Source organism: Streptacidiphilus monticola, assembly GCF_042658505.1.
Taxonomy (GTDB): Bacteria; Actinomycetota; Actinomycetes; order Streptomycetales; family Streptomycetaceae; genus Streptacidiphilus; species Streptacidiphilus monticola.
Genome location: NZ_JBHSQJ010000153.1, coordinates 1 through 17934, shown reverse-complemented (window position 1 = coordinate 17934; position 17934 = coordinate 1). Strand labels below are relative to the sequence as shown.

The following is a 17934-nucleotide window of genomic DNA, read 5'->3' as shown; positions in this document are numbered from 1 at the left end:
GGACCGGGCGGCTTGTCGTCGGCGAAAGCGCTCCGGTTCCACCTGGACGCCCAGGCCGTGGCCGACGCCGAGGGCCTGCGCCTGCTCGGCGCGGACCGCGGCGACCTGATGCTGACCGTCGGCCGGCTGCGCTGCGCCCTCGACGAGGCTCTGCGCATGGTCGGCGAGGTGGCCGCCACCCAGGCCCACCCGCACGCCGAGACCACCGTGGGCACCTGGAGGTGGTCGGTGTGACGACGTGGATCGTCGACCCGGTGCGGCGGGCGCATGACGACGACCGGGCGTACCTGGACACGCTGACCTGGCGGCCCGGGCGTTGCCACTTCTGCCGCTACCACGCCCCCCAGACAACGGAGTTCGCGCACATCGAGCAGGGCACCCTCCCGGGCTACCCGCTGATGGTCTGCCGCGAGCACGCCGCCTACGAGCTGACCCTGAGCCGGGCCGAGGCGGCCAACGCCGGCAGAGCGTTCGTGCCGGACATCCGCCTACTGGCGCGCTGAAGGCTTGCGCCCGGCTGGTGTCGTGGAGGTGACCGGGCCGAGGGGCTACAAGCACCGCCGGGAAGCGACCATGGCCTCCGGTCCGGGCGGCTGCATCCCTAGGGTCCGGTCGTCAGGGCCACCCAAGTACTCCTGCCCGATAAGTACTTCCCGCTGAGTTACAAGGGGCCGTTGTCGTGAACGGCTGTGACGCCATCCGAGGTCGTCCAACGCGAGCCCTTGCCGTCGGGGGCGACGTTCACGCGCATATCCGCGTAGGCGTTGCCGTCCCAGGAGATCTCGATCTGGTGGCGGGTGCGGCACCGGTTATGGAAGTAGACGGTGGTGGTGGCCCAACCGGAGTCGTCCCAGGACCAGGAAAAGCACCCGGAGACGCCGTGGTGCGTCGCGGCGGTTGCTGCTGGGGCCGGACCGACAACTGCGGCTGTGCCCATGGCAAGTAGAGCGGCGGAACGGACGAGAACGTGCAGGGTCACGGGCTCCTCCAGAGGCGCGGGGGACTGACGATCACGCACAACTGGGGGAGGCCTTCGAGGGACACGGTGCGGTCATTCTGATCACCCGGAAGGGTTGTCAGCGCGGCTGCCCTCGAGCGGGATGGCGAACCAGCAGACCTTGTGGCCGGGGTAGGTCCGAAACCCCCAGCAGCCCTGCGACAGCCGGTGGATGATCAGCAGCCCTCGACCATGAGTGTCGGGGTCGTCCTTCTGGTGCGGCAGATGGGTTTCGGCGGGCGCGAGTCGGGGTCGATAGAGGGTCCGGTCGTGCACCTCGATGAGGGCCTCGAAGGAGGAGTGGCGCAGGCGTAGGAGGTAGGGCCCGTCGGCGTGAAGGGTCGCGTTGGCGACAGCTTCGGTGGCCATGAGGACGCCATCCTCGACGAGGTCCTCCGTCGCACCGAGGGAGCGCAGCGCCGGGCGCAGGAGCTGGCGGGCGCGGCGGGTGGGCAGATCGCTGTCGCAGGTCCAGGCGAGCAGCGTGCGGTGCGGCAGGCGCCCTTCTCCGGTCATCGAGTCCGCCGGTGGAAGCGGCGCGGGTGGGTGGCGTGACGGGAGCGACGGCGGTGGCGCCCGGTGCCGGGCGCCGCGCATTGGCGCGAGTGGGCGAGCATCAGGCTCGCCCCGTGCGGGGTCAGGTGAAGCAGCATCAGCAATGCGAGAAGCAGGGGCATGTTGGCCTCCGTCTGGTGAGGGCTTCCGTTGCGACCAGATGAACTGCGCACGCCGAGAGAGCGGAACCCCCTTTCTCGAGAAACTTTCGCGACAGTCCGGGCGTCCCAGTGGACCGCGGCTGCGCTTTCCCCGCCCGTACACCTATCGAGTGCAAGCGCGATCACTTCCCTGACGGGAGGGGCGGGTTCATATGCCAGGCGAAATCGCTGGTCCGGTCCGTTGTAGGCGAAGCGCCTGTCGCTGGAAAGGGTGAGCAAAGGGCCAGAGGGGGTCCCTTCGTGCACCATCCTCATCTACAACCTGTGCCCGGGGACAGCGAGTCACGTCCATCGGGGACGTGAACCGTCGTCCGAGGAGAGGGGTGCTTGGTATGGCAAACGTGATCGCGGGCCGGCCGCGACGGGTCATGACCGGGGCGCTGGTGCTCGCGTTGGCGCTCCTTGGCGCGTCTGGCTGCAGCGCCGGTCAGGGTGGGAAGTCGGCTTCCGGGGACCGGGCCTCGAGCTCTGGGCCCACTCCGGGGCTTACGCCGTCGCCTTCGGCGGGTTCGGCGGCGGCGACGCCCCTGCCGTTGCCGGTGCCGTGGACCTCCGCTACCGGCACTGCGGCTCAGCAGGCGGCCGCCGTCGCGGCGCTTCGGGCCTATCGCGGGATGTGGGCGGACCTCGCGAAGTACAGCCAATCTCTGGATGGTTGGAAGAACCCAGAGTTGGGCGCGCACATGATCAATCAGGCGCTCATTGACTGGGTGAAGCAGCTCCAGGGCTACTCGGCGCGCGGCGTCGTGAGTTCGGGCGCCCCCCGTATCGATCCGCGCGTGGTGAAGGTCGACAGCAGCGCCGCGCCTCGCCAGGTGGAGATCGCGGACTGCTTCGACAACACAGGCTGGATCGAGATCTTCGCCCGGAACCACCAGCCCACGGACAGGAAGCCGGGCACGCGCGAACGTACCGAAGCGCTCGTGAACCTCGACTGGGACGGATTCTGGAAGGTGACCCAGCAGATCTTCGGGAAGCCGGGCTCGTGCTGAAGGTCAGAACTGCCGTGCTGGCTGCTCTTCTGGCCGCCCCTCTGGCTACCCTGCCGACGGTTGTCGAGGCGGGGGGATTCGGAAGCGGCGATGGAGGAGGAGTCCAGTGCCAGGGCAGCCAGTGTGACCTTCACGCGTGGAGCCTCTCCGGATCCGCAGCCTCGGGAGGCGCTACGGGTCCGCACGTTGCGGCTGGCAGCAATGCTTGCGTCACGGATCCGGTCCCGGGTGGCTCCTGGACTGGGACTGACGGCACGAAGTGGGTGATGTACCGCACTCAGTGCGGCTCGGGCTATCCGCAGGGGATGCTGGGTGGCCCTGCGTTGCCGAAGTACGCACAGGCGGGGCAGGCGACACAGGCCCCGCCGGTGGATCCGCGAGTGCTGGCCATGCAGGCGGAGTCTCAACTGGTCCTGCCGAAGCCGGTGGTGCGGATGAGTCCGGCGTCGTTCCAGGTGGTTGGGGTGCCGACGTGGTTGTGGCTGCGGTCGGGGTCGTGGGGGCCGGTGTCGTCGACGGCCTCGGTACCCGTGACATCGGTGACAGCGACGGCGACCCCGGTCTCGGTGTCTTGGGACACGGGTGACGGTGCGGAGCCGACGGTGTGCCGTGGTCCGGGGACGCCGTGGCGGCCGGGGTTGGATCCGGCCGCGGCTTCGCCGGATTGCGGTCATGTCTACGAGCGGGGTTCGGCGTCGGCGCCGGGCGGGGTGTTCACGGTGACTGCGACGGCGAATTGGCGGGTGGGCTGGCAGGGGGCCGGTCAGCAGGGGGTTTTGCCGGATCTGGTGTCGCGGGCGTCGGTGCGGGTGCGGGTGGACGAGGTGCAGGCGGTGGCGGGCGTCCCTGCCCGGTGAGCGGTGGCTCGGGTCTCCTCGTGCCGTGCGGGGCAGGGGAGTTGATCGATCGTTGGGAGTGGTGGACGTGGAGAGCGTGAGGACGGCGCTGCCGTTCATGCGGCAACGAACCGGGGATCCGGGCGCCGGGCCTGGGGCCGCCGGCGGGGCTGGGCTGGAGTTCGGTGGTGGGCAGCGGCGCCGCCAGCGGTCGCGTCGCCAGGTGCTGGTGGCGGCTGGGGCTGCGGTGGTGTGCGCGGTGGGGTTCGCATGGACGGCGAGCCAGGGCGGCGAGCGGGTCGCGGTGCTGGCCCTGGCCCGGCCGATGGACGCCGGGCAGGTGCTGACCGGGCGGGATCTGGTGGCGGTGATGGTGCCGCCGGGGACCGGGTTGGCGGTGTGGCCGGCGGCGCGGGAGAGCGAGGTGCTGGGGCAGCGGGTGGGCCAGGCGTTGTGGCCGGGTGCGTTGCTGTCGCGGCAGGCGCTGGCGGGCCCGCAGCCGCAGGCGGGCAGCGCGGTGGTGGCGTTGTCGGTGAAGGCGGGCCGGTATCCCCAGACGCTGACGGCGGGTCAGGTGGTGGAGGTCTTCGACGCCGGGACGGGCACCTCGGGAGGCGGCGCGCAGCCCGCGTCGCCGGTCCGGGCGCTGGTGCTGGCGGTGTCCGGCGACGACGGCGAGTACGCCCCGGGATCCGGCGGTGATGCCGCGGGCTCGGGTGGGTCGGCGGTGGTGCTGGTGCGCGCGGACGAGCAGGGCGCGGGCCGGCTGGCGGTCGCGGCGGATCCGGCGCTGGTCCAGGTCGCGGGCGGTGAGTGAGGGATGGCGCTGATCGCGGTGGGGTCGGCGAAGGGCGGGGCGGGGGTGTCCACGCTGTGCCTGGCGTTGGCGGCGGCGTGGCAGCTGCCGGACGGGAGCCGGCCGGTGCTGGTGGAGGCGGACCCGCGGGGCGGGGACGTGCAGCTGAACTTCGAACTGGGCGCGGAGCCGGGGCTGGTGCAGTTGGCCGCCGCCGCGCGCCGCACCGACCTGGAGTCACGGGTGCTGCGCGCGTGCGCTTACCGGATGCCGGAGGGGGCGACGGTGGTGACTGCCCCGACGGGTGCCGACCGCGCGGCGGCGTCGCTGGAGCTGCTGGAACCGCTGTGGCGGGAGGCGGAGTTCGATGACGTCACGGTGCTGGCCGACCTCGGGCGGCTGCTACCGACGGGGGCGGGGGAGCAGCTGCTGTACCGGGAGGTGCTGGAGGCGGCGGACCTGGTGCTGCTGGTCTCGCGCGGGTCGACGGCTGCGCTCACCCGGACGCGGGAGGTCGCGACGCGGCTGCCCTCGGGCCGGCCGGTGGCCGTGGCGGTGGTGGGGACGACCGGCTACGGGCAGGCGGAGATCGCCGCCGCCCTCGAGGTGCCGTGCGTGGCCCTGCTCGCCCACGACGAGCGCAGCGCCGCGTCGCTGCGCGGCGACCGGGAACCTCGGCGGCGCCGAGGTGAGCCCGCGTACCCGTTCCTCGGCGGCGTGAAGGAGTTCGGGGACCAGCTTGCCGCGTTGCTGCCCGCCCCCGCGGTACCGGCGGTCCCGGAGCGGGCGGTGGCGCGGGCCAGGCGGGCACCGCTGGTGGACGTGATCCGCCGCGCCGGGGACTGGACGCCCGTGGACGCAGGAGGCAACGAGTGAACGACCGGTCGGATGCGGTGGCTGCGCTGGACGAGGTCGGGCAGCTGGTGGAGCGGCTGCGCGGTCGGGTGTCGGAACGGCTGGTGGCATTGGCGCGGGACCGGCAACGGCAGGGGCTTGGCCCGTGGCCGGAGCCGGAGCGCCGCTCGGCGGGCCAGCGGATGCTGGGGGAGGAGCTGCAGGCCGACCTGGCCCAGCGCCTGAACGCCGGCCTGCCCGTCCCGGACCGGGCGGTCGAGGAGCGGGTGATCCGCCTGGTGGAGGACGCACTGTTTGGCATGGGCGGTCTCCAGCGCTGGTTGGCGGACCCGGAGTTGGAGGACCTGGACGCGATCGGCTGCGACCGGGTGTTCGCCCGCTTTGCAGGCGGCCGCCGGGAGCGGGTGGGGCCGATCGCCTCATCGGACGAGGAGCTGGTGGAGATGCTGCGCCAGCTGGCCGCGACCGCGGGCGGCGCGGAGGAGCGCCGCTTCGACCGCGCCGTCCCCCGCCTGAACCTGCAACTACCGGATGGGTCGCGGCTGCTGGCGGTGATGGCGGTCTCCCAGCGCCCGAGCGTGTCGATTCGCAAGCACCGGTTCAAGACGGTGACTCTGCCGCAGCTGCGCGCGCGGGGCATGTTCGACCGTGAGGTGGAGGGGTTCTTGCGGCTGGCGGCGCTGGCGCGGCAGAACGTGGTCATCGCGGGCGGCACCGGGAATGGGAAGACAACGCTGCTACGCGCGGTCGCCTCGGCGATCCCGCCGGAGGAGCGGCTGATCACGATCGAGGACACCTACGAGCTGGGCCTGCACGAGGACGGCATCCACGACAACGTCGTCGCGCTGCAAGCGCGGGAGCCGAACCTGGAGGGCGTGGGGGAGATCACCCAGGCCGAGCTGGTGCGGTGGGCGCTGAGGATGCGCCCGGACCGGCTGCTGGTCGGCGAGGTCCGCGGCAGCGAGATCGTGCCGATGCTCAACGCGATGACGATCGGCAACGACGGCAGCTTGTCCACGATCCACTCCAGCAGCTCCGCCGGCGTGTTCACGAAGCTCGCCGCCTACGCGGCGCAGAGCCCGGAGCGGTTGTCGCTGGAGGCGACGAACATGCTGGTCGCCTCGGCGCTGCACTTCGTGGTCCAACTCGCCTGGGACACCAGCGGCGTGCGGTGCGTTTCCTCGATCCGCGAGGTGATCGGTGCGGACGGGCGGCAGATCACCTCGAACGAGATCTATCGGCCCGGTCCCGACCGGCGTGCCGTGTTCGCGTGCCCGCTCAGTGGGCGGGCGCAGGAGGCGTTCGACCAGGCTGACCGCGACTTCGGCCCGGCGACCGTGCCGTGGAAGGAGGAGGTCGCGTGAATGGCCTCATCGGATGGCCTGGTCTGTGCGGGGCCGGCTTCGGCCTGTCCTGCTGGGCCCTGGCCCACGCCTTGTATGGACGCCGCGATCCCGGCGCCGGAGAGAGTGCGTCAACTGCGCTGCCTGCGTGGCGTGTTCGCTTCGAGCGGTGGTGGCAGCGGCATCGCCCTGCCCGGCCGGGACGCCGGGCGCTCGCTTCCACCGCTGCGGGGGTGGTCGCGTGGGTGGTGACCGGGTGGCCGGTGACCGTGCCGGTGGCAGCGTTCGCCGCCTGGATGCTGCCCGACGTGCTGGGTCGGGTGACCCGGGAGCGGGCGGAGATCGCCCGGATCGAGGCTGTGGCCGCGTGGACGGAGCAGTTGCGCGACACCCTGTCCGCTGCCGCGGGCCTGCAGCAGGCGGTCCAGGCGACCGCGCCGCTCGCCCCCGTCGAGATCCGCCCCCAGGTGACCGCCTTGGCGCAGCGGCTGGGGGAGGGCGAGCGGCTTCCGGTCGCGATCCGCACCTTCGGACACGAGCTGGGCGAGCCCCTGGCCGATCTGCTGGTCGCCGCGCTGGCTGGGGCCGGGGAGCAGCCGTCCGGGCGGCTCGCGGACATGCTGACCGCGCTCGCCGCGCAGGTCCGCGCCCACGCCACGATGCGCACCCGCACCGTGGCCAACCGGGCCCGCGCCCGCACGTCCGTCCGGGTCACCGTCACGGTCGCCCTCACCCTCGCGGTGGGGCTCATGCTGCTCAACCACGCCTACCTGCGCCCGTACGCGACTGGGACCGGGCAGCTGGTCCTGGCCGCGGTGTTCGCCATTGCCACCGCGGCGCTGGCGTGGATGGGTCGCATCGCTGCCTTCAAGAACCCGCCCCGGCTCCTCGCCCCCACCGGCGAACCGGACACAGCTCCGATCGGGAGGGCGCGATGATCTGGGACCTTGTCCTCGGCGGAGGGTTCGGCGTTGCCCTGTGGGCGCTGGCCGACGGCCTGCGCACCCGCCGCGCCACCCTGGCCGAACGCATCGCCGCCGCCCACACCCTCCCCACGACCTCACGGCCAGCCCCTACCCTGCCGACTGACGCGGCCGGTGAGGAAGGCGGCTGGGTCGGCGGGATCGGGCGCCCGCTCGCGCCGCTGCTGGCCGCGACCGGCCTACCCGGGCGCAGGCTCGCGACGGATCTGCGCACTCTCGGCATCCCCGCGGACCGGTTCCTCGCCGAGAAGGCCGCCACCGCCCTCCTCGGGCTGCTGGCCCCCCAGCTCGCCGCCATCGCCCTGACCGTGATCGGCACCGCCCCGCCGTGGGCGCTGCCGACCGCCGCCTCCGTCCTGCTGGCCGCGGCCGGGTTCTTCCTGCCCGACCTGACGGCACGTCAACGCGCCCGCGAGCTGCGCGAGGAGGCGAGGCATGCCCTCTCCCTCTTCCTCGACATGACCGTCATCGCCCTGCACGGCGGCGCCGGCATCCAGCAGGCCCTCGCCCAAGCAGCCCAAGCCGGCCACGGACGCTGCTTCGACGAACTGCGGGCCGCCTTGACGGAGGCGGAGATCACCCGGCAACCGCCGTGGGGCCCGCTCGCACGCCTCGGCGAGCGCTGGGACGTCCGCGACCTGCAAGGCCTGGCGGCCTCCGTCCACCTGGCCGGAAGCGAGGGCGCCCGGATCACCGCGTCCCTGACCGCCAAGGCCGACTCCCTGCGCACCACCCTCCTCGCCGACAGCGAGGCGCGCGCCTCCTCAGCCACCGAGCGCATGAGCCTGCCCGTCGTCCTGCTCTTCGCCGCCTTCCTCCTGTTCGTCGGCTACCCGGCCTGCGCCAACGCCCTCAGCGGCCTGTAGCACCCTCAACACCCCCAAGGAGAACCACCGTTGGATCCCCACCTGAGCGCGGCCCTGACCGCCCTACGCCACCACTGGCTCCGGCTGCGGGACCGGCTCACCCGCGACGGCGCGGACGCCGGCTACACCACCGAGACCGTCGTCGTCATCGCACTACTCGTCATCGCCGCCGTCACCGTGGTCGGCATCATCGTCAACAAGGTCGTCGCCCGTGCCAACAGCATCAACCTCGGCCCCTGACCCCCAACACCCCCAGCCCCGCCGTTCCCAGCGGTTCGGCCGGGGCAGGGAGCGCGGGTCGGCCACGGTCGAACTCGTCGTCGCCGCACCCCTGCTGATGCTCCTGCTGCTGGGGATCGTGCAGTTCGCGGTGGCCGCCCACGCCCAGCACATCGCCCAGGCGGTTGCGGTCCGCGCGCTGGCCGTCACCCGCGCCTACCAGTCCACCGCCCGCGCCGGATACACCACCGGGCAGCAGGGGCTGAACCGGTTCGCCGGCCGGACCCTCCTGCAACCCAGCATCACCGTCACCCGCACCGCCACGCAGGCCAGCGTGACCGTCACCGGCACCGCCGCCGAGGTCATCCCCTTCGTCCACCTGCACGTCACCGCCCACACCGCGGGTCCGGTCGAACGCCTCACCCCCGACACCGAAGGCCGATGACCATGACCCCACCACAACCACACCGCCGCCCACGGCTGCCGCAGGGCGGCGATCGAGGGTCGGCGGCGGTCGAACTCGTGCTGATCACCCCGCTGCTCATGCTCATCCTGCTGATCACCGTCGCCCTCGCCCGGATGGTTTCCACCCACCTGGACACCGCCGACGCCGCCCAGCAGGCCGCCCGCGCCGCCTCCCTCACCCGCAGCCCCGGTGCCGCACGCCAGGCCGCCACCACCGCCGCGGACGCCGCTCTGACCGCCGCCCACCAAAGCTGCACCCGCCTCCACGTGACCACCAACACCAGCGACTTCCAGCGCGGAGGCAGCGTCACCGTGGCAGTCTCGTGCACCACAAAACTGAGCGATCTCGGCGTCCCGCTGCCCGGCGCCCACACCAGCACCGCGACCGCACGCTCACCGCTGGACCTGCACCGTGCCCTCGACGAAGGCGCCACCCCATGACCAGAGCCCACCGCCGCCCGACACGAGCCCACCGGCTGCGGCGTGACGAGGGGACGGTGACCGCGTTCACCGTCACCGTCCTGTTCGCGCTGCTCGCGGTCACCGGACTCGTCGTCGACGCCGGCCGCGCGCTGACCGCGGACGTCCAGGCACAAGGACAGGCCGAGGACGCCGCACGCGCCGGCGCCCAGGACATCGACCTCGCCCGCCTGCGCACCGACGGGACCGTCGTCCTCCAACCCGCCCAGGCCCAGCACACCGCCACCGCCTACCTCGCCGGAGAGGGCGCCACCGGGACCGCTACCGCCACGAACGAACAGGTCACCGTCGCCGTGACCGGCACCGTCCACACCACCCTGCTCACCCTGGTCGGCGTCACCACCCTCCACGTGCACGGACAGGCCACCGCCCACGCCGCCAGGACCACCCCATGAACACGGCGCCACACCCCTTCACCGCTGGCGCCCGGGCCGCCGGCTCCGCACTACTCCTCGCCGGCCTGCTCGCCGGCCTGCCCTGGACCCTCGTCCGCTACGGCAGGTGGGCCCTGCCCGACCACCCGCCCACCCTGGGCCAGGTGTGGGCGCAGCTGCAGGCCCCGGCCGCGCTACCGCTCCTGCTCGAACTCCTGGTCCTCGCCGGCTGGATCACCTGGGCCGTCCTGCTCGCCCACACCCTGGCCGAGACCTGGTGGTGGGCCCGCCGCCTGCCCGCCCTCCTCCGGAGCAGCACCCCGCTGACCGGCCTGACCCGGCGCGGCGTCGCCGCCGTCCTGGTCGCCGCCATCGCCATCGGCATCATCACCGCCCTCCGCGCCAGCACCCCCGCCGCCGCCCTCACCACCCGCGCCGACCACCCCTCCACCGGGCGCGCCGCAGCCGCCGTCACCGCCCCGCTCACCCCGAACCCATCCGCGCCGCAAAGGACTGCAGCGCGACCCGTGTGCACGGTCCGCCACGGCGACACACTGTGGGACCTCGCCCGACGCCACCTCGGAGACCCGCTGCGCTGGCCCGAGATCTACCACCTCAACCACGGCCGGCCCCAGCCGGACGGCGGCCACTTGAGCGACCCCGACCGGATCTACCCCGGCTGGCAACTCCTCCTCCCCAGCCACCAAGCAACGGCCCCGACGCCACTCCCCGCCCCGGGCCCGTCCCCGCGCACCCACCCCGCCCCCGCACCGACCGGCACCACCACCCCACCGACACCCCAGCCGACCAGCAGCCCACACGCAGGCGGCCACCCCAGCCACCCGACCCCGGCCCCGGCCAGCGCGACCACCGGGACTCGGGGAGGCATCGAGCTCCCCGGCAGCAGCGGTTTCATCGACATCGGCACCGTCCTCGCCCTCAGCGCCGCCGCGACCCACCTGCTGCGCCAGCGCCGTCGCCGCCCGTACCGGCCCACCGCCCCACGGCCCCTGACCGCTCCGCAGCCCGCCGGCCCCGAGGGCACCCGCCTCGTCACCGCGATGCGCCGCATCGCCCGCGAACACCTCGACGAGCACGGCCACCCCTCCCCGGTCGACGGCCCCGCAATCGCCGTGCGCGACGGAACCACGGCCACCCTCACCGACCTGCTGCACGCCACCACCGACCGCTGCATCGCCCTTGTCGGGGAAGGCGCCGAGGCCGCCGTGCGTGCCCTCCTCGTCAACGCCCTCGCAAACAGTGGGTCAAGCGCTCTTCAAGTCCTCGCGGCGCAAGAGGACTTGGCCGCGCTCACAGGCGACACCACCACCGTCGCCAACGCCGGGCTCACCATCACGGCCAGCCTCGACGAGGCACTCGACCTCCTCGAAGGCAAAGCGATCGAAAAGCCCTCCAGCGAACCCCACGACACCCAGCGGGACCAGATCCTCCTCACCGGACAGCTGTTGACAAACCGTCAGCAACACCGGATGCACCGGCTCCCCGACCTCAACCCGTCGGCCACAGTGGTCCGCTACGGCCCCGGCGCGACAGCCACCGTCACCTACGAGGTCGCCCCCAACGGCGCCGCACGCCGCCTCGACCCTCCAGGCCCGGGTGAACGCCTGCGCTTCCACCACCTCCCCGTCCACACCGCGCACACGCTCCTCCAGCTTCTGCACGCCCGGCGCGACGCCGACGACGAAAACCCGGAAGCCCAGGAAAGCGCCGAAGAAGACCCCTTTCTGAGCACCGACGGGGAAGACGGGGAAACCACGCAGCCTGCTCCGGCGGTATTCGAGACACCAGCACCCTGCCCGGATACGCATGCCCCCGCCGAACCGCCGAAACCCGCCCCCACTCGGGTTGCCGAAGAAGAGGAAAACACTTCTCCAGGCGACTCAGCCCTGCCGTTGCCTCAACCTTCGCGCAACCCGGTGGTGAGCGCAGTGCCGACGGCCCCGGTGCGCCTGACCCTCCTCGGCCCCAGCTCCATGTCCGTGCGCGGCCGCACAGTGGCCCGCGGCATGACCGGCAACGTCGGCGAACTCCTCGCCTACCTCGCCGTCCACGACCACGGCGCCACCAAGGACGCCATCACCACCGCCCTGTGGCCGAGGCTCACCGACCCCAAACGAGCCGGCGCCACCTTCAACAACACCAAGACCTACGCCCGCGACATCCTGCGCGACGAACTCGGCACCACCCATCCACCCGCCGCCTTCCTCTCGACCGGCACCGGTTGGAAACTCAACCAGCAGCTCATCAGCACCGACCTCGCCGACCTGCGCACCGCCCTCACCCAGGCCCACGACGCACCCGACCAGGCAACCAGGCTCGCGGCCTGCCGCCGCGCAGCCTCCCTGCACACCGGCCCCCTCCTGGACGGCAACAGCACGGAATGGATCGAGATCCACCGCGAGGACCTGCGCCAACGCCTCCTCGACTGCCTCGACACCCTCACCAACCAGCCCGCCCTCCCGGACGAGGAAACCCTCCTCCACCTCGCCCACGCCATCCGCCTCGACCCCTACAACGAACACCTCCACCTGCGCCACGCCCGCCTCCTGGCCAAGCTCGGACGCCTGGACGCCGTCCGCCGCGCCGAAGACAACCTGCGCCACCACCTCGCCGACATCGACGCGACCCCCAGCCCACCGGTGCTCCAGGCATTCCGCAGACTCCTGGACCCCTCCACCCCTGCAGCCGCGACCAGGTAACGCAGCCAGCAAAATCGATTTCCCGGCCCGCACGTTCGAAGTGAGCGGGAGCCGGGCTGGTCCTCAGCTGAGGCAGTCCGGTCCGCATGGCGGGTTTCGGGGGCGCCGGTCAACACCGGCGTACCACTCGGTCAGCTGCTCGCTGAGGGACACCGTGTCGCGAAAGAGCGAATGGCGCTCGCATGGCCCTGGATCCCACCGCCAGATCCTGCCCTCGGGGGTGCTCCAGTCGACATGGGCCCACATCGCACAGCCGAGGGACAGGAGAGGGACCACATGGCTGGGATAGCCAGGTATGTGGGCGCGCCACTGCAGGTACTCGTCCACGAGACGCCCGGCGTCGCTGTGGAGGAAGTCGTGATCGTCCAACGAGAGAGCCGCGTTGTACGGGTCGAAGCCCCCATCCGAAACGTCCAGGTAGAGGCGGCGCAGCAGGGCCGGCATGCGGTGCCCCACGACGGCTTCCACCTCGGCCACGGCCTCCGCGCGCGCAGGCGCCTGGAGCTTTCCTGCTCTCTTGCGACGAATCAGCGCGGTGATCTCGTCATCGGTCATACGAGAGAGCTACCAGATCGATCTGACTGGCGGGCATCCGCGGGGCTGGGGCTGAGCCTTGGTCGAACGCGAGGGTGGAAGGAGGAGCTGGCGGTTGCGACTCGCGTGACCTTCCAACCGCACGGCGCATGTCCCGCACCCCGTCCCCTCTGGGGTGTCCGTCCTTCCCCGTCCACCACTCCGTCGCGCTAGAGATGCGACGGGCCCCGCCGCGATAAATGAGCAGCTCACCGCCGTATTGGGGAGGTCCGGGAGAGCCAGACCGTACTACCGGGAGGTCATCCACCCGGTCACTCGCGCCCACGACCCGGCCGCCCAGCCTCCTCTGCCGCTCCCCCCGGTCTCCTCCCTCTCCCCGATCTCACCTCCCCGCCCTCCAGTACCTGCGTGTCCCTCACCCGCCCTGCGCAGGCAGGCCGTTGGGGCCGGAGCCGGGGGCGCGCCGCCCCGCCAGGGCCGCCGTCGCCGCCCGGGATGCGGGAATGGGCGTGCGAGCGGCCGGACGGGGGGAGTGGGCACCCACCGGGGCGTGCAGGCCGCTGACCTGCACTCCAGTGATTCGGTCGCGACCGCCGCCAGAGGCGACGCTTCCCGTCGCCGCCTGGGAATTCCACGACACAAGGCGTCGTGAAATCGCGAGAATTCCAGCATTTCCCAGCCCTATTCCGGCTCGACTTGTCGGCGAAGGTCGAGCTACCTTTGAAATGTGCCCGGGAAAACCGGAAACAGCAGAAAGGCCCGGCGCATCAAACCCCCAGAAGAACTCCGCCCAGGCGGAGTCCTGCCCAAAAATGCGAATTACCGGAGGAATGCATGGAGAATTCCCAGACCATCAATGCCGTCGAACTGCGGCCGCGCCACGCCGGCCGGCGCATCCGCTTCACCACGATGTGCACCGACCTGATGGCGGCAGCCGGACGCGGCCGCGAGGGAGACCAGATCACCCTCACCGGCCGGATCCGCAAGGTCGAGAACGGCACCACCCTCGGACGCGCCTGGTCCCTGATCACCCTCGACCTGCCCGACGGCGCCACCCTCACCAGCGTCCTGGGCGCCCACCGCCGGGTCACCCTCCTGCCCGACCTGCCCGACGCAGGCTGTCCCGCGCGCAACTGACACGCCACCGAGCGGCACAACGCCCAAAGCACGCGCCACGCGCCCAGGGGCGCGCACCCCGCAGCGCCCCTCGCCACCCCAAAACCAACCACAGAAAAGGAACTTGAGCCGTGAACGCATCCGAGCCCTTCATCCAGGACATCCTGGTCCGCTCCGCCCTCGACGGACTGGCCGACCTCCTCGACCACGACCCCGAATACGCCCCCGACGGAGCCGAACTGCACAACCTGCTCACTCTCGCGGTCCGCATCGTCCACCACGCCGCCACCGGCCGCACCCCCGACCCCGTCACCGCCGAGTGGCTGGCCCGCGAGGCCGCCGTCCGCCTCCTGGCCACCTCCGGCCGCCCCCTGATCGGCTCCACCGACCCCCGCCTGCCCGCCCTCCTCGACGAAGTCGCCACCGCCCCCATCACCACCGTGATCCGCCTCCTGCGCGACGCCGCCCACCATGACCAGCCCCGCCCCCGCACCACGACCGCCCGGCCCACGCCCACCTCCGCCCAGCGGCGCACCGACCGCACGCTCCTCACCGCGCCGCCCCGCCCCCGCCGAAGCGCCTCCCCCTGCCCTTGCGCCTGCACCCGCCCCTGCGGCTGCGGCCACGCCGGATGCACCGCCCGCTAACCCCACCACCACACAGGTGCCGCCCCCACACGGACGGGCGGCACCCCCAACCACCCACCCCCCATCAGCCGATTGGAGAACCACGCCATGACCCGCATCCCCACACCCGACACCACCGCAGCCACCACCCCCGACCCGGTCCTGTGCCCCGGCGCCCACCTGGTCCACCGGCACCTCGCCGACCACGGCCACCCGGAACTGCTGACCGGCGGCGACCGCGCCGCCCGCATCCAGGTCGCCTTCGCGATCCGCGACAGCGCCGCCCAGCTCGACACCGACGCCGCCACCCTCGCCCGCAAACTGCGCACCCTCGCCGACAGCGTGACCACCCTGCGCGCAGGCGGACGCCTCACCCCCGCCCGCGCCACCACCCCGCTCGCCGCCCTCGGCGCCGAGATCGACCTCCTCGTTCACAGCATCGACCTCGGCACCGACACCCTGCGCCGCCACCTCGACACCTGGACCCAACTCACCACCCCTGACCCCGCGCCGGGCACCAACTGACCCCCGACCTGGAACCGGTGCCGCCCAACCGCGGGCGGCACCACCCACCCGGCCCGACCGCCTTGAGGGAGAAGCCCTGCCGTGCCGCAGCCCACCGTCCGCACCCCCGCCGGCCAGCTCCGCGCCGACGTCGCCCGCCTCCTGGCCTCGATTGCCCTCACCGCCCTCACCGTCACCGAGATCGCCAAACGCCTCGGCCACTCCGGCGGCGCCGTCGGCAACGCCTGCCAATCCCTGGTCACCCGAGGCGAGGCCGAACTCGCCTCCACCAACCCCCGCCGCTACCAAGCCACCCCCAACGCCGTCCCCCTGCCCGCACAGGCCGCCACCCCGATCACCCCCATCCCACCGGTAGCCAAGACGACACCAGCCCCGCCTGCACCCGCGCCCGCGAAGCTCCACACCGGCCCGGTGCTGCGCCCCAACGGCCAGCGCTACCACCCCAGGACACTCGCCGGACTCCCCGACGTCGAAGTCCTGCGCACCCTGCGGGCAGGCGGCGTGCCGGTCCTCCTCTACGGGCCACCGGGCACCGGCAAGACCTCCCTGATCGAGGCCGCGTTCGACGACCTGATCACCCTCGCCGGAGACGGCGATACCACCGTCGCCGATCTCATCGGCGAATACACCCAGGACCCCGCAGGCGGTTACCGCTTCCAGTACGGGCCGTTGGTCACCGCCATGACCGAAGGCCGCGCCCTGCTGATCGACGACGCCACCCTCATCTCCCCGAAAGTCCTCGCCGCCCTGTACCCCGCCATGGACGGTCGCCGTCAGATCCAGGTCAAAGCCCACACCGGCGAGACCATCACCGCCAAGGACGGCTTCTACGTCATCGCCGGACACAACCCCGGCGTCCACGGCGCGATCCTCACCGAAGCCCTCGCCTCCCGCTTCAGCGTCCAGATCCAAGTCGGCTCCGACTACGACCTCGCCGCCGCCCTCAAGATCGACCCCCGCGCCGTCCGCATCGCCCGCCACCTCGCCGCCCGCCACCTCACCGGCGACCTCGGCTGGGCACCCCAACTCCGCGAACTGATCGCCTTCCAGAAAGTCGCCGACCTCCTCGGCCCCGACACCGCCTTCGCCAACCTCGTCGGCATTGCACCCCTGGAAGACCGCGACCTCGTCGCCGAAATCGTCACCAAAGCCGTCGGCCGCCCCATCACCCCCCTCGCCCTCGGCCGCCAACTCTGACCCCACCGCGCGACCAGGTGCGCCACCCACGACCGCGCGCCCGCCCCACCACCAGGCCCCTGCAAGGGAGTTGACGATGCGCCACCACCACACCACCCCCAGCAACGAGGCGGCCGACCTGGCCCGCTGGGCCGACGACGGCGGCCCCGAACCCGACCCCCAGGCCCGCCGCCACCACGCGGACGCCGAATGGCTGCGCGTCGCCGCAGCACTGGCCACCCGCCTCCACCCGCTGGCCGAAAGCGACGACATCCTCGTCACCTGCGCACACCGCACCCGCTCCGGAGCACCCGCCGCCTTCTTCCCCAACCTAGCCGAACTCGAGATCGCCACCAACCTCTTCAAGCCCCACCCACCCGCCACCCTCCACCCCGACCGGCACGGAGACGAAGACCGCTACCCCGTCGCCTGGGGAGCCTTCACCCACGAAGCCGCCCACGCCGCTCACTCCGACTGGACGCTGCCCGCCCACCTGCACGGCACCACCCTGGCCGAGGCATCCGAATGGCTGGAGGAATCCCGCGCAGAACACCACCACCTGCAGCGCCGCCCCGCCGACCGCCGCTGGCTGCGCGCCGCGATCCGCCACCTCATCCTCAACAACCTCGGCACCCGCCCGCCGACCGACCGCTGGACCACCGCCCAGGCCGCCGCCCTCATCCTCGCCCGCCGCGACACCGGCATCCTCGAACCCGACGAAACCCAAGCCCTGCACGACCTCGCCGAACAGATCCTCGGCCCAGGCCTGCTGGCCACCCTGCAGACCATCTGGCAGGCCGCCCACGCAACCGGCGACACCGACGCGGCGGCGATGGAGGCCCACGCCCGCGCCTGGTGCCAGGCCCTCGCCCACGACCCCCACCAGCCCCCACCCAACCCCGACCCCACCGCGCAGCGCCGATCCGATGCCCTCCCCACCGCCATCGCGGGCATCACCCGGTAAGTCGCCGCCCACGACCAAGCCGACCAGGCCACCCACCAGCAGGCCGCCGACACCGCCCGCACCCGCGCCACCACCCGCAGCCAGGAAGCCGCCGCACGGCAACGCAACCAGGCCACCGCCTGCGCCGTGTTCAACCCCAACTCCCAGCCCTACAAGCCCGGCACCGGCAAACGCCCCAAGAACCCCGTCACTGGCCACCGCCCGCCCACCCCCGCCGAGCACCGCGCCGCCAGCCAACTCGCCCGCGCCCTCCGGCAAGCCGCCCACCGCGAACGCACCGAAACCCGTACCACCAGCGCGACACCACCCGGATGTCGGCGTACGCGTTTTCGTGCTCAGCCCCGTACGGGT

22 protein-coding genes are annotated in these 17934 nt (G+C 72.5%); 18 read left to right on the top strand and 4 right to left on the bottom strand.

Features of this window, described 5'->3' with window-relative positions:
* Positions 1-12: 12 nt before the first annotated feature.
* Both ACFP3V_RS29280 and ACFP3V_RS29275 read left to right on the top strand, forming a co-directional pair.
* The gene (locus ACFP3V_RS29280; protein WP_380589977.1) at positions 13-234 is read left to right on the top strand and encodes a hypothetical protein; all 222 of its coding nucleotides are present in this window, start codon (positions 13-15) and stop codon (positions 232-234) included.
* Positions 231-503 (top strand): hypothetical protein, encoded by a 273-nt coding sequence (locus ACFP3V_RS29275; protein ID WP_380589974.1) that lies wholly within the window; start codon positions 231-233, stop codon positions 501-503. The genes ACFP3V_RS29280 and ACFP3V_RS29275 overlap by 4 nt, the downstream gene beginning before the upstream one ends.
* 158 nt (positions 504-661) lie before the next feature.
* On the opposite strand, the gene ACFP3V_RS29270 is transcribed toward ACFP3V_RS29275, so the two are convergent.
* Together ACFP3V_RS29270 and ACFP3V_RS29265 are read right to left on the bottom strand one after the other, a co-directional pair.
* On the bottom strand, positions 662-937 hold the full coding sequence (locus ACFP3V_RS29270) for a hypothetical protein (RefSeq protein WP_380589971.1): 276 nt from the start codon (positions 935-937) through the stop codon (positions 662-664).
* A gap of 123 nt (positions 938-1060) precedes the next feature.
* The gene (locus tag ACFP3V_RS29265; protein WP_380589969.1) at positions 1061-1513 is read right to left on the bottom strand and encodes an ATP-binding protein; all 453 of its coding nucleotides are present in this window, start codon (positions 1511-1513) and stop codon (positions 1061-1063) included.
* A gap of 532 nt (positions 1514-2045) precedes the next feature.
* On the opposite strand from ACFP3V_RS29265, the gene ACFP3V_RS29260 reads away from it, so the two are divergent.
* The gene (locus tag ACFP3V_RS29260; protein ID WP_380589966.1) at positions 2046-2705 is read left to right on the top strand and encodes a hypothetical protein; all 660 of its coding nucleotides are present in this window, start codon (positions 2046-2048) and stop codon (positions 2703-2705) included.
* 403 nt (positions 2706-3108) lie between these two features.
* Here ACFP3V_RS29260 and ACFP3V_RS29255 read toward each other — a convergent pair whose 3' ends face one another.
* Positions 3109-3285, bottom strand: coding sequence for a hypothetical protein (locus ACFP3V_RS29255; RefSeq protein ID WP_380589964.1), 177 nt, complete (start codon positions 3283-3285; stop codon positions 3109-3111).
* 515 nt (positions 3286-3800) lie between these two features.
* Here ACFP3V_RS29255 and ACFP3V_RS29250 point away from each other — a divergent pair.
* From ACFP3V_RS29250 to ACFP3V_RS29205, 10 genes are all read left to right on the top strand, one after another.
* Positions 3801-4358, top strand: coding sequence for a hypothetical protein (locus ACFP3V_RS29250; RefSeq protein WP_380589961.1), 558 nt, complete (start codon positions 3801-3803; stop codon positions 4356-4358).
* Between the two features lie 3 nt (positions 4359-4361).
* The gene (locus ACFP3V_RS29245) at positions 4362-5213 is read left to right on the top strand and encodes a CpaE/TadZ family protein (protein ID WP_380589958.1); all 852 of its coding nucleotides are present in this window, start codon (positions 4362-4364) and stop codon (positions 5211-5213) included.
* Entirely contained in the window at positions 5210-6556 is a 1347-nt protein-coding gene (locus ACFP3V_RS29240) for a CpaF family protein (RefSeq protein ID WP_380589955.1), read from the top strand. The genes ACFP3V_RS29245 and ACFP3V_RS29240 overlap by 4 nt, the downstream gene beginning before the upstream one ends.
* Positions 6557-6780: 224 nt before the next feature.
* Entirely contained in the window at positions 6781-7473 is a 693-nt protein-coding gene (locus ACFP3V_RS29235; RefSeq protein ID WP_380589953.1) for a type II secretion system F family protein, read from the top strand.
* Complete coding sequence (locus ACFP3V_RS29230; protein ID WP_380589950.1) at positions 7470-8384, top strand: type II secretion system F family protein; 915 nt, start codon at positions 7470-7472, stop codon at positions 8382-8384. Before ACFP3V_RS29235 ends, ACFP3V_RS29230 begins: the two co-directional genes overlap by 4 nt.
* A 30-nt stretch (positions 8385-8414) precedes the next feature.
* Positions 8415-8624: a hypothetical protein gene (locus ACFP3V_RS29225; RefSeq protein WP_380589947.1), complete on the top strand. Its 210-nt coding sequence runs from the start codon at positions 8415-8417 to the stop codon at positions 8622-8624.
* Positions 8596-9048: a TadE/TadG family type IV pilus assembly protein gene (locus ACFP3V_RS29220; protein WP_380589945.1), complete on the top strand. Its 453-nt coding sequence runs from the start codon at positions 8596-8598 to the stop codon at positions 9046-9048. Before ACFP3V_RS29225 ends, ACFP3V_RS29220 begins: the two co-directional genes overlap by 29 nt.
* Before the next feature lie 2 nt (positions 9049-9050).
* Positions 9051-9509 (top strand): TadE family protein, encoded by a 459-nt coding sequence (locus ACFP3V_RS29215; RefSeq protein ID WP_380589942.1) that lies wholly within the window; start codon positions 9051-9053, stop codon positions 9507-9509.
* A complete protein-coding gene (locus ACFP3V_RS29210; protein ID WP_380589939.1) occupies positions 9506-9943 on the top strand; it encodes a TadE/TadG family type IV pilus assembly protein in 438 nt (145 codons plus the stop codon). The genes ACFP3V_RS29215 and ACFP3V_RS29210 overlap by 4 nt, the downstream gene beginning before the upstream one ends.
* Positions 9940-12642, top strand: coding sequence for a BTAD domain-containing putative transcriptional regulator (locus tag ACFP3V_RS29205; RefSeq protein ID WP_380589936.1), 2703 nt, complete (start codon positions 9940-9942; stop codon positions 12640-12642). Before ACFP3V_RS29210 ends, ACFP3V_RS29205 begins: the two co-directional genes overlap by 4 nt.
* A gap of 63 nt (positions 12643-12705) precedes the next feature.
* On the opposite strand, the gene ACFP3V_RS29200 is transcribed toward ACFP3V_RS29205, so the two are convergent.
* Positions 12706-13197, bottom strand: a complete 492-nt coding sequence (locus ACFP3V_RS29200) for an SMI1/KNR4 family protein (protein WP_380589933.1) — start codon at positions 13195-13197, stop codon at positions 12706-12708.
* 813 nt (positions 13198-14010) lie between these two features.
* Between ACFP3V_RS29200 and ACFP3V_RS29195 the strand changes: the two genes are divergently transcribed.
* The 5 genes from ACFP3V_RS29195 (at position 14011) to ACFP3V_RS29175 (ending at position 17583) form a co-directional block, all read left to right on the top strand.
* Positions 14011-14313 (top strand): hypothetical protein, encoded by a 303-nt coding sequence (locus tag ACFP3V_RS29195; RefSeq protein WP_380589930.1) that lies wholly within the window; start codon positions 14011-14013, stop codon positions 14311-14313.
* 110 nt (positions 14314-14423) lie between these two features.
* Entirely contained in the window at positions 14424-14939 is a 516-nt protein-coding gene (locus ACFP3V_RS29190) for a hypothetical protein (protein ID WP_380589927.1), read from the top strand.
* An 87-nt stretch (positions 14940-15026) separates the two neighbouring features.
* Positions 15027-15443, top strand: a complete 417-nt coding sequence (locus ACFP3V_RS29185) for a hypothetical protein (RefSeq protein WP_380589924.1) — start codon at positions 15027-15029, stop codon at positions 15441-15443.
* An 81-nt stretch (positions 15444-15524) separates the two neighbouring features.
* The gene (locus ACFP3V_RS29180) at positions 15525-16640 is read left to right on the top strand and encodes an AAA family ATPase (RefSeq protein WP_380589921.1); all 1116 of its coding nucleotides are present in this window, start codon (positions 15525-15527) and stop codon (positions 16638-16640) included.
* A gap of 76 nt (positions 16641-16716) precedes the next feature.
* Positions 16717-17583 carry a hypothetical protein gene (locus ACFP3V_RS29175; RefSeq protein ID WP_380589918.1) on the top strand — a complete coding sequence of 289 codons (867 nt, stop codon included), beginning with the start codon at positions 16717-16719 and terminating at the stop codon, positions 17581-17583.
* Positions 17584-17934 lie beyond the last annotated feature (351 nt).

Bases quoted from the DNA above. Each gene is read 5' to 3' on its own strand.
- ACFP3V_RS29270 (WP_380589971.1), bottom strand. From the start codon at position 937: ATGGGCACAGCCGCAGTTGTCGGTCCGGCCCCAGCAGCAACCGCCGCG.
- ACFP3V_RS29265 (WP_380589969.1), bottom strand. From the start codon at position 1,513: ATGACCGGAGAAGGGCGCCTGCCGCACCGCACGCTGCTCGCCTGGACC.
- ACFP3V_RS29260 (WP_380589966.1), top strand. From the start codon at position 2,046: ATGGCAAACGTGATCGCGGGCCGGCCGCGACGGGTCATGACCGGGGCG.
- ACFP3V_RS29245 (WP_380589958.1), top strand. From the start codon at position 4,362: ATGGCGCTGATCGCGGTGGGGTCGGCGAAGGGCGGGGCGGGGGTGTCC.
- ACFP3V_RS29230 (WP_380589950.1), top strand. From the start codon at position 7,470: ATGATCTGGGACCTTGTCCTCGGCGGAGGGTTCGGCGTTGCCCTGTGG.
- ACFP3V_RS29215 (WP_380589942.1), top strand. From the start codon at position 9,051: ATGACCCCACCACAACCACACCGCCGCCCACGGCTGCCGCAGGGCGGC.
- ACFP3V_RS29210 (WP_380589939.1), top strand. From the start codon at position 9,506: ATGACCAGAGCCCACCGCCGCCCGACACGAGCCCACCGGCTGCGGCGT.
- ACFP3V_RS29205 (WP_380589936.1), top strand. From the start codon at position 9,940: ATGAACACGGCGCCACACCCCTTCACCGCTGGCGCCCGGGCCGCCGGC.
- ACFP3V_RS29200 (WP_380589933.1), bottom strand. From the start codon at position 13,197: ATGACCGATGACGAGATCACCGCGCTGATTCGTCGCAAGAGAGCAGGA.
- ACFP3V_RS29195 (WP_380589930.1), top strand. From the start codon at position 14,011: ATGGAGAATTCCCAGACCATCAATGCCGTCGAACTGCGGCCGCGCCAC.
- ACFP3V_RS29185 (WP_380589924.1), top strand. From the start codon at position 15,027: ATGACCCGCATCCCCACACCCGACACCACCGCAGCCACCACCCCCGAC.
- ACFP3V_RS29175 (WP_380589918.1), top strand. From the start codon at position 16,717: ATGCGCCACCACCACACCACCCCCAGCAACGAGGCGGCCGACCTGGCC.